Source organism: Duganella vulcania (assembly GCF_009857655.1).
GTDB lineage: Bacteria > Pseudomonadota > Gammaproteobacteria > Burkholderiales > Burkholderiaceae_D > Rugamonas > Rugamonas vulcania.
The window spans coordinates 1-1,875 of the sequence record NZ_WWCX01000233.1 but is presented as its reverse complement, the minus strand read 5'-3'; the positions used below and the strand labels follow the sequence as shown (position 1 = coordinate 1,875).

Below are 1,875 nucleotides of genomic sequence, written 5' to 3'. Positions count from 1 at the left end.
GCTGGCCGAGGCCGGCCGGCTGCTGCTGCGGCTGCTGCGCGCCGGCGCCAAACGCGGACAAGGCTTGCGCCAGGCCGCTGACCTGGGCGCTGACGCCCTGCTGGAACCAGACGTCGGCGGCCGCGTGCTGCTGGCCGTCGGCGGTGGTGTAGCTGGAGGTCAGGCCGACGATGTTGCCGTGGTCGACCGCGCCGCCCCGCCGCACGTCCAGGTTCAGGCTGGTGATGCGCAGCTCGGCCAGCGTCTTGAGCTCGCCCGCCTGGCTGACGCCGTCGGCATTGGCGTCGACCCACACGCGCAGGTCGCCGTAGCCGGCGTCGAGCGCGTTGACCGCGCCGTCGTGATTGCTGTCGAGTTCGGCCAGCGCCTGGTAGCCGTTGTCGGCGGTGCCGCCGCCGGCCAGCCTGGTGGCCGAGCCGAACAGTTCGCTGCCGTCGTCGATGACGCCGTTGTGGTTGCGGTCCAGCGCCAGCAAGCCGTCGCCATGGCCGACCCAGCCGGTGGCGCGCTGCTGCCCGCTGGCCGCCAGGTCGAACCGCACGCCCGCGTCCAGCCCCAGCGTGGTGACGCCGTTGCCGTCCAGGTCCAACACCAGCGGCGTGACGTACGGCATCGTGAGCAGCTGGGCCGGGGTGAAGGCGGCCTTCTGCGCGGTGCTCATGTCGTTGTATTGGGCCGAGCTCATCGCGCGGGTCTGCGTCGTGCTCAGCGCCGTCAGCTGGGCCGGCAGCATGGCCTGCATCTGCGCCGGCGTCAGCGCGACGATCTGGCGCGTGCTCAGGCCGCGGATGTCGCGGGTCTCGATGGCGGCCAGGTTGGCCCCGGTCAGGTCGGCGATCAGGGCGAGGCTCATCGCGCCCAGCTGGGCCGACGACAGCGCCACGATCTGGGCCGAGGTGAACTGGTCCGTAGTGGCCGCGCTCGGCCGCAGGGCCGCCACCTGCGCCACGGTCAGCGCGGCGATCTGGGCGGTGTCCAGCGCCAGCAGCTGGTCGTCGCTCAGCGCGCCGATCGCGGCCGTGCTGAGCGCGGCGATGCCGGCGGTGGTCAGCATGCCCAGCGCGCTGGCCTGGATCTGCGACATGGTGGACGACCCCAGCGCGGCGAACTGCGCCGTGGTCAGCGCGCGCAGCTGGGCGATGCTCAGGTTCGCCAGCAGATTGGCCTCGCGCGCGACGGCGTTGAACAGCAGCGGATTGATCGCGGCCAGATCGGCCGTGGTCAGCGCCGCCACCTGGCCGGCGTTCAGGATGCTCAGCTGCGTGCTGTTGAGCGCGGCCACCTGGGCCGTGTTCAGCGCCCCCAGCTGGCCGGCCGTCAACGCCAGCACCTGCTGGGTCTTGAGGCCGGCGATGGTCGAGGTCTTCAGCGCGGCGACGTCGGCCGTTTCCAGCGCCGCCACCACGGTCAATTGCAGGCCGCTCAGCTGGGCGCTGCTCAGCGTCGCGGCCTGGGCCGTGGTCAGCGCCACCGCCTGCGCCGCGCTCAGGCCCTGCAGCGCGGTGCTGCGCAGGGCGGCGATCTGCGCCGTGCTCAGCAAGGAGACCAGCTGCGGATCATTGCCCAGCACGGTCATTTGCGCGGCCGTCAGCCCGGCCAGCGCCGACGTGCTCAGCGCGCTCAGGTTGGCCGAGCGGATCGCGGCCACGTCGTCCACCGACAGGCGCGCCAGCTGCTGCGACGCCAGCGCGCGGATCTGCGCCGAGTTGAACGCGGCGACCTGTTGCGTGCCCAGGCCGTCGATCTGGGCGCTGCGCAACGAGGCCACCTGGGCCGTCGTCAGGCCGGCCACCTGGGCCGAGCCGAGCGCGCCAAGGTCGTCGCCGGACAAGCCGGCCAGCGCCGCGGTGCTCAGCGCGCCAAGCGCGGCGCTGC

The 1,875-nt window shown here is 73.1% G+C and carries 1 protein-coding gene; it reads right to left on the bottom strand.

The genetic code is table 11. The features are described 5' to 3' along the window. Nucleotides 1–1,875 (bottom strand): SPM autocatalytic domain-containing protein (locus GTP90_RS35590; protein ID WP_503826780.1); only part of this gene is annotated, 1,875 nt, incomplete at both ends.